At 42.2% G+C, this 7597-nt stretch carries 10 protein-coding genes; 4 read left to right on the top strand and 6 right to left on the bottom strand.

Annotation, left to right across the window (positions count from 1 at the left end):
- Positions 1–132: 132 nt before the first annotated feature.
- From HWQ36_RS01360 to HWQ36_RS01350, 3 genes are read left to right on the top strand one after another with little or no spacing between them, the layout of a single operon-like run.
- Positions 133–426, top strand: a complete 294-nt coding sequence (locus HWQ36_RS01360) for a hypothetical protein (protein ID WP_292697302.1) — start codon at positions 133–135, stop codon at positions 424–426.
- Positions 427–831 (top strand): PIN domain-containing protein, encoded by a 405-nt coding sequence (locus HWQ36_RS01355; protein ID WP_292697301.1) that lies wholly within the window; start codon positions 427–429, stop codon positions 829–831.
- Between the two features lie 15 nt (positions 832–846).
- The gene (locus tag HWQ36_RS01350) at positions 847–1692 is read left to right on the top strand and encodes a DNA adenine methylase (RefSeq protein WP_292697299.1); all 846 of its coding nucleotides are present in this window, start codon (positions 847–849) and stop codon (positions 1690–1692) included.
- On the opposite strand, the gene HWQ36_RS01345 is transcribed toward HWQ36_RS01350, so the two are convergent.
- The 5 genes from HWQ36_RS01345 to HWQ36_RS01325 form a co-directional block, all read right to left on the bottom strand.
- Complete coding sequence (locus tag HWQ36_RS01345; RefSeq protein ID WP_292697298.1) at positions 1653–2678, bottom strand: NAD-dependent epimerase/dehydratase family protein; 1026 nt, start codon at positions 2676–2678, stop codon at positions 1653–1655. The genes HWQ36_RS01350 and HWQ36_RS01345 overlap by 40 nt on opposite strands.
- Positions 2679–2833: 155 nt before the next feature.
- Positions 2834–3442 (bottom strand): ATP-dependent Clp endopeptidase proteolytic subunit ClpP, encoded by a 609-nt coding sequence (gene clpP, locus HWQ36_RS01340; RefSeq protein ID WP_292697296.1) that lies wholly within the window; start codon positions 3440–3442, stop codon positions 2834–2836.
- A gap of 280 nt (positions 3443–3722) precedes the next feature.
- The gene (locus HWQ36_RS01335) at positions 3723–4061 is read right to left on the bottom strand and encodes a cupin domain-containing protein (RefSeq protein ID WP_292697294.1); all 339 of its coding nucleotides are present in this window, start codon (positions 4059–4061) and stop codon (positions 3723–3725) included.
- A 122-nt stretch (positions 4062–4183) separates the two neighbouring features.
- Positions 4184–4753 carry an SRPBCC domain-containing protein gene (locus tag HWQ36_RS01330; RefSeq protein ID WP_292697291.1) on the bottom strand — a complete coding sequence of 190 codons (570 nt, stop codon included), beginning with the start codon at positions 4751–4753 and terminating at the stop codon, positions 4184–4186.
- The gene (locus tag HWQ36_RS01325; RefSeq protein ID WP_229492935.1) at positions 4753–5073 is read right to left on the bottom strand and encodes a metalloregulator ArsR/SmtB family transcription factor; all 321 of its coding nucleotides are present in this window, start codon (positions 5071–5073) and stop codon (positions 4753–4755) included. The genes HWQ36_RS01330 and HWQ36_RS01325 overlap by 1 nt, the downstream gene beginning before the upstream one ends.
- A gap of 173 nt (positions 5074–5246) precedes the next feature.
- On the opposite strand from HWQ36_RS01325, the gene trpD reads away from it, so the two are divergent.
- Positions 5247–6314, top strand: a complete 1068-nt coding sequence (trpD, locus tag HWQ36_RS01320; protein ID WP_292697287.1) for an anthranilate phosphoribosyltransferase — start codon at positions 5247–5249, stop codon at positions 6312–6314.
- On the opposite strand, the gene HWQ36_RS01315 is transcribed toward trpD, so the two are convergent.
- Complete coding sequence (locus HWQ36_RS01315) at positions 6244–7284, bottom strand: retropepsin-like aspartic protease (protein WP_292697286.1); 1041 nt, start codon at positions 7282–7284, stop codon at positions 6244–6246. The genes trpD and HWQ36_RS01315 overlap by 71 nt on opposite strands.
- Positions 7285–7597: the final 313 nt, after the last annotated feature.

The raw sequence follows: 7597 nt of genomic DNA, 5'->3' as shown, positions 1-7597 counted from the left end.
GAATTAAATCTTACCCTACCTCGGATGGTGTCACTTTGTTTCCAACAAAGATTGCTGATCAGGCAAGTCCTCTTGTCAATAGGCTTTGAGACGCGCTAACCCTGTTACATATAGTAGCTGAGGTTTAGTGCAGTGAGTCAGGTTTTAAGCTTGGAATTAAGTGATGAAGTTTACGCGGCATTGCAACAACAAGCCGAGGTTGCAGGCGTATCTCTAGCAGAATTGGTGGCTACTTCCATAGAACAGCAGTATGGTTCTCCAAGACGTGAAAAGTCGCAAGTTGAAACAGAGAAAGAAGCCGCTCGCCAACGTTTCCGAAGTCATGCTGGAAGTATTAACCTCGGTTACGCGACAGGAGCAGATAATGAAAGTATTGATGCTGATTTAGTCAGAGCATACAGCGATACATCTGAGGAAACAAATTGAGTGCTTTTACTTGATAAATCTGGGCTACTTTGCTATGTCCACAGTAGTGAACCAGAACATCAGAAAGCAGTTGAGTTTCTGGATAGTGTTAGCGTAAGTTTAACTCACAGCTATGTTTTAGCAGAGTTTGTTGCACTAGCTCAGGTTCGTCGCTTTCCACGTACAGCAGCACTACAATTTATTATTGATTTGTTAGAAAATCTAGATATCGAGACGGTATGGATCAATGAGTTGTTGCATCGAGAAGCTGTTAAACTTCTAATGGCGCGGCAAGACAAGACCTATTCTTTATGTGACGCTGTTAGCTTTGTGTTGATGCGTCAGCGTGGTGTCACTGAGGCATTAACCACCGATCGCCATTTCGAGCAGGAAGGCTTTCGACGTTTGTTATTACCCCAAGTGTGACGATTTCTACGAATTATGCTCAAAAGCCCTCTGCGATATCCTGGCGGTAAGTCAAAAGCAATAAATCAGATAGCTGAATACTTACCAGAGAGCTTTTCAGAATTTCGAGAGCCGTTTGTGGGTGGTGGCTCTGTATTTATTTATTTAAGACAAAAGTTTCCCGATCTCAAGATTTGGATTAACGATTTAAACCGCGAACTATTTTTATTCTGGAAGTTTGCCCAATCTGATATAGCTCAGTTAGTTAAAGAAATTCGGCATATTAAAGTTAAATATACAGATGGCAAATTGTTGTTTGCAGAATTGACTAGTGTAGATGTTAATAAATTATCTGATTTAGAAAGAGCCGTTCGTTTTTTCGTCCTCAATAGAATTACTTTTTCTGGAACCGTAGAATCAGGTGGTTTTTCCCAAGAAGCTTTCCATAAAAGATTTACTGATACTTCAATAGAACGACTTGAAAAATTAGAAAATATCTTATCAAAGAACGTCCAAATTACTAATTTGGATTACAGTCATCTATTAAAACCAGAAGGAGAAGATGTATTTTTATTTTTAGATCCACCATATTTTAGTGCTACAAAATCAAAGCTATATGGTAAAGATGGTCACTTGCACACTTCTTTTGAACATCAGAGATTTGCTGAAATTTTACAACAATGTCATCATCGCTGGCTAATTACCTACGACAACTCAACGCAAATTATAGAAAATTTTCAATGGGCTAATATTTCAGAGTGGGAATTACAGTACGGCATGAATAATTACAAACAAAGTGGTGCAGCTAAAGGAAAAGAGCTATTCATTACTAATTATGAAGTTCAACGGAATTTAGACAAAATCGCATCTTCTATTGCATAGTCCAGTAACCACGGTACTGCAAACTGCTGCGGTTCTTGAGGTGAATGAGTCCGTTGCCAATCAATTGTTTGCCGCAATGCTTCATTTAAGGGCACAATTTCCTTATATCCCAACTCTTGACGGATACGAGTTGAGTCTACAAACCAATCTTGCTCTGTATTACCAGGCAATTTCCACTCTGATGGTAACTGGCTTTTGGGTACGATAACAACTTTACCCTGCCATCCTGCTATTTTCCCGATTTTGGTGATGCTTTGAGTTTCCGTAAGTGCTTCTACATCAGCGATATGATAAATGCGACCTGTTGCGCGTTCGTTTGTTGCTGCTAATGCGATCGCATACGCTACATTTTCTACATAGCCGTAAGAGCCACGCCATCGAGCGATATTGTCTTCCAAAACAATCGCAGGACGGTTATCATCCATCCGCTGAAGATAGGAATACAGGCGATGTCGGAAATCTCTGGAACCATATACCATTGGCAAGCGTATAATCGTTCCAGGTAAGTTGGATGCCATCACCACCCGCTCCACCAAAATCTTTTCATAATCAATTGGCACAGCGATCGGTCTAGAGGGCATTTCTCGGTATGGATAGAGTTGTTGGCGCAGGGGCGAATCTTCCGTAAGTGGTACAGGTACAACATTAGATTCCTTACCCCAAAGCACATCGTATGCATGATACACATCCATACTGCTGATTACAACAACACGCTGGGCAATATCCTCAAATGTGTTCGTTAGAGTTAGTGCATCTTGTTCGTTATAGGCAATCATATCTACCACGACTTCAGGCGAAAGCTGCTTAAACTTGCTTTTCATCTCCAAAAGATGAGAGCGATCGCCCAAGATTTCATCCACATCTGGTGGTAAATTAGTTGTAGTTTTTCCCCGATGAAATACGCTCACTTCATGACCCATTGCAATCAGTTGATGAACTACAGGAGGGCCAATAAAATTTGTGCCACCAATTATGAGTATTTTCATTTTGGTTTCCATCCATTACTGTTTGTCGATATTGTCGATATTAGAGTGATTTGCAGATTAATAGGACTTACGCACGAGTTACGGAATAACGAACCACAGAGGCACAGAGGACGCAAAGAAATCAGAGTTTGGGAGATATTTTGCGTAAGTCCTAATTAAATAGATGCAGATGTTTTCAAGATGATGCTGTCAATTAAACCGTAGGCTTTTGCTTCTTCGGCACTCATGAAAAAATCACGTTCAGAGTCCAATTCAATCTGCTCTAGCGATTTACCACTATTGGCAGCAAGTATTTTGTTAATTAATTGGCGGAAATACAAAATTTCTTTGGCTGCAATTTCAATATCAGATGCTTTTCCTTGAACGCCTCCTAATGGTTGATGAATCATAATTCGAGCATTTGGTAGAGCATATCTTTTACCCTTACTTCCAGCAGCAAGCAAGAATGATCCCATTGAAGCAGCAATACCGATACATACAGTACATACTTCTGAACGAATTTGATTCATGGCATCGTAAATAGCCATTCCTGCTGTCACCGAACCTCCAGGACTGTTAATATACAATGTGATATCTTTCTCTGGATCTTCAGCATCAAGAAATAGCATTTGTGCAACTATGAGGTTTGCTGTCTCGTCTGTCACTTCGTTTCGCAAAAATATAATTCGCTCTGCAAGTAAGCGGGAATAAATATCTAATGCTCGTTCCCCTCTTTCTGATTGTTGAATAATCATTGGGATGCTGAGTTGAATTTGAGAATTCATATTTTATATCTCCAAGTAAGATAAAATTTTCATTAAAAACTATTTTTTTAATAAAATGCTTAGGCTATTTTTTGAATAAATTAGAATTTTTATAACTTAATACGGTTTAGTTAGTGCCAAAAACCTTAAACTGTGTAGGTTGGGGAGCCACTGCGGTGGGCGGGTTTCCCGACTTGAAGCAAGTGGCGTTTGAGGAACGAAACCCAACATTTCCGAGGCTTTGTTGGGTTGCACTTTGCTTAACCCAACCTACAATTTTTCTTAACTGAACCGTATTGTTTTATAACTCCTCAAATATTCCCATCTCACCAAGACGAATTGTAAGAAGCTCAACGAAAGTAATTGCTTTGTGAGGGCCATTCTGGGTATGAGCAGGCGTAAACCAAAATGTTCCTGCTTTGCATTCACGTTCAGCAGTTTCAATAGTTCCCTTCAAAACATAAACATATTCATCACAAGGATGGTAATGAACTGGAATGACTGTGCCAGCAATCATTTGTAATCTATGAATTGAACCTTTTGGCACTGGTTCAGCTAATGTCAATAATTTTGTACCTGAAATAGGCTGAAACTCAAACCATGTTTCAGCTTCTGTGTCAACAAAAGTCTGTTTATTCATATTTAATTTTCCAAAATATCAATTTAATTTGGCTTGGCTAATACTCGTCCAACACAAATGATAATGTTGCCAAACTTTGAATTTAAATGTAGATATTAACGTGCAATATGTGAATTACCACTTTAACTGGTGCAATCTGTGACTAAGATTTGCGGTAGTTTTTCATGCAAACTGTAGTTCCATCCACCATTGAGAAAATAACTCAGAACGATACTATCTAATGCCTCATATCTACCAACGGGTATTGATGAGAATACAGTGCTGCGATTATTTGGTATTACTGTCTGCATCCCTGCCTTGGACTCATACAATTTGCCTTGCCACGGTTGGGAAAGTTCCATTGGTTCATTCAGCTTGATGGCTTTTTGAATCAAACCTTTATGTTCAAGTAGAAGTTTCGTACCCCCAACTACGGGTTGGATTGTCCAGGTAACAACTGAAGGCTGGCACATCATACTGTCTTGCCAAGTGAACGCCAGTCGTCTTGGCTCATCAAGTTCAATTACCTGACAGTCTATATCTCCCTCCAGCCCCGGTAGTGTGGAATGCACAAATCGGAATTTGTGTCCCAAACGCGGCTCAAAGTCGTTTTCCATTAACCATGCTGCCAATGCCTGACGGTTAGTGAGTACCTGCCAAACCCGTTGGGGAGGATAGGGATAGAACACTTCCATATTCAAGTTTCGGAGCATCAATTTTCCTCCAAATAATTGCCAAGGGCATCGAGTTTTTCTTGCCAAAACTGCTCGTAATGAGCAATCCATTCAGATATCTGTTTCAATGGCTCCGGGTTTAGCCGATAGAAACGCTGTCGCCCTGCTTTCCGCATTTGTACTAAGCCTGCTTCGCAAAGAATCTGTAAGTGCTGAGAAATCGCTGGCAAGCTCATGGCAAATGGCTGGGCTAGTTCTTTGACTGGTTGCTCACCACTACGTAACAGATCCAGTAGCGCCCTGCGTGTGGGATCTGCGATCGCCACAAAAACATCGGCACTGGCAGCAGGTCTACTCATTCCTATTAACCATATATTTAAGCAAACGCTTAACTATTTATAGAATACATAAGTAATTGCTTAAATGTCAACTCCTAAGAACAGCAAAAGGTTGAGATTTTAGTTTCCCAAGCTTGGCTGCTACTTTCTCATTTTTCGGTAGGATGGCTCCCATACCTACAAAAACCTTAGCTATGGCAACTTCCCCAATTCCTGCTCAAGAATCGTCTGTTAGCTGGTATATACTGCTGCAACAATTAATAGATGGCCAATCCTTGTCTCGTACTCAAGCTGCTGAATTGATGCAAGGTTGGCTCAGTGAGGCGGTTCCCCCAGAGTTATCAGGAGCTATTTTAACAGCGCTAAACTTTAGAGGCATTTCTGCCGACGAGTTGACCGGCATGGCTGAAGTATTACAATCTCAATGTTCCCCACTCAGCACTCACCACTCATCACTCAGCACTGTAATAGATACCTGTGGCACTGGTGGAGATGGTTCATCAACCTTTAATATTTCTACAGCAGTTGCTTTTGTCGCCGCAGCATCTGGCGTACCAGTCGCTAAACACGGCAATCGTTCAGCTTCAAGTCTCACGGGGAGTGCAGATGTATTGGAAGCGTTGGGTGTAAACTTGAGTGCATCCAGTGACAAGGTGCAAGCCGCACTACAAGAGGTGGGGATCACTTTTTTGTTTGCACCTGGTTGGCATCCAGCACTGAAAGCGGTTGCCCAATTGCGGCGGACTCTCAGGGTACGAACGGTGTTTAATTTGCTGGGGCCATTAGTAAATCCTTTGCGTCCCACTGGGCAAGTAGTAGGGTTATTTACTCCTAAGCTTTTGGTAACTGTTGCTCAAGCATTAAACAATTTGGGCAAGGAAAAGGCGATTGTTTTACATGGGCGAGAAAAACTTGATGAGGCTGGGTTAGGAGATGAAACTGACTTAGCGGTTTTATCAGATGGAGAAGTGCAGGTAACTACCATCAATCCCCTCAATTTGGATCTAAAACCTGCTCCTATAGGTATGCTTCGGGGTGGGGATGTCCAAGAGAATGCAGTAATTCTCAAGGCGGTACTCCAAGGTAAGGGAACTCAGGCACAACAAGATGCAGTTGCCTTAAATGCGTCGTTGGCGCTGCAAGTAGCAGGTACGATCGCACTGCTGGATCACGCCCAAGGGATTAAAATCGCTAAGGATATCCTACAAAGTGGGGCGGCTTGGACAAAGTTGGAGCAGTTAGTTGAGTTTCTGGGGAATTGATTTGCGATCGCGATTGCGGACGAAATTCTACGACATTCCGTTTGATGGTGACATCGTAGTTGCCAAAAAAGTCATGTCCTAAAAGTCCAGTTTCTAGTTCCGCACCTGCGATCGCTACTGGGATTTTATTCACTATTACCCCACCAACGGCCATCGAATTAACATAGCCCACAGGAAATTCTACGGCTCTGGAACTCGCGGTATTTGCCTTAGCTCTCCCTACTGTCACGATTCCTAAAGCATTGGCCATCTGTTGGGTGATGACAGTGCCACTGGCTCCCGTATCCACAATCATCTCAAATTGTTGCTGTCCATTGAAAGTGACTTCGACAATTGGCGTTCCACCAATTCGCCTTTTAATCGGGGCTGTAAATACTTCCTGATCTGGAATCACCACTGCTGATGAGGGCAAACCTGGCTCTATTGATAACGGTTTTGTTTGTTGTGGAGGCGAGGTATACTTTGGTGTGATTGCTCTTTGGGGAACCACAACTACTATCCTCTTCGGTTCGGTAAGGCGTACAGGGCGAGGAGTAGCTTGTTGTTGGGCATATTTAATTTGGCGGCGATATTCAGTGATTTTTGTTTGAGCGATCGCAAATTCTGGGCTTTGTTGCCGGACTCTTTCCATCAGCGCGATCGCATCCTGGTACTGATTCGCCACCAAAATCCAATCACCTGGAGATTGAGCAGAACGGCTGATACTCCAAGCGCCAACCGCTTTGTCTAGTCCCTGTTCAAAAAGACTTGGTTCACTTTCAGACGGCTCTAGTGGCTGTGCTTCTGGGGTAACTGCTGGTGTTGGTGGTTCGACAGCAGGCTGTACTGATGCCAGATCCCCAATTGGCACGGGTTGCTCATTGCCACTAGTCGTAGTGTTCCGTTTGTCTTCACTACAGGCAACACACAAAACCGCTAGAGCGCTTGATACAAAAATTAGGGTTGCACGGGATAAAAAAGACTGAAGCATAATTAATTTTAACCGCCCAAGCTTTGTCAAATCCACTCCCGCCACTTTGAATTCCCTTTTAATTTTAATTAACGATCCTAAAAACTCCCACTTGCTCAACTCATGCAATAATTAGCAATCGCAGTATTGGGGAATGAGACATCAGGAGAAGGGAGCAGAGAAAATAATTAACAATTCGTAATTACCTTATGGATGGAGATTTAGACCTCAACCATAACGGGACTACCTGTAGAGGTCGGGGACTCTGACTCATTTTTTAATTACGAATTACGAATTACGAATTACGAATTACGAATTACGAATTACGAATTAC

It is taken from the genome of Nostoc sp. NMS2 (assembly GCF_017115105.1).
GTDB lineage: Bacteria > Cyanobacteriota > Cyanobacteriia > Cyanobacteriales > Nostocaceae > Nostoc.
Note: the sequence above shows the minus strand (reverse complement) of the source record. Positions and strands in the feature narration are given on the sequence as shown.